The 252-nt window shown below is 61.5% G+C and carries 1 pseudogene; it reads left to right on the forward strand.

What is annotated here, in order from left to right:
* Window positions 1-105 precede the first annotated feature (105 nt).
* Window positions 106-252 (forward strand): annotated as a pseudogene (locus SCA31_RS24635) (ATP-binding cassette domain-containing protein); the annotation flags it as partial.

Consider the following 252-nt stretch of genomic DNA (forward strand, 5'->3'; position numbering starts at 1 on the left):
TCAGAGGACTCGCGCGTGCCTCACTCTCCTGTCACCCCGTTGACCGATACGAATGACGATGCCGTCATCGACATTCGCGGACTCTGGAAATCCTTTGCTTGACGCGAAGTCCTCAAGGGCATCGACCTCACCGCACAGCGTGGTGACGTGATCTCACTGATCGGCAGCAGCGGCTCGGGCAAGTCCACCCTGCTGCGCTGCATCAACCTGCTCGAGACACCCAGCGACGGGTCCTTGCGTCTGCTGGGCGAG

Source organism: Chryseobacterium sp. SIMBA_028 (assembly GCF_046535285.1).
Taxonomy (GTDB): Bacteria; Bacteroidota; Bacteroidia; order Flavobacteriales; family Weeksellaceae; genus Chryseobacterium.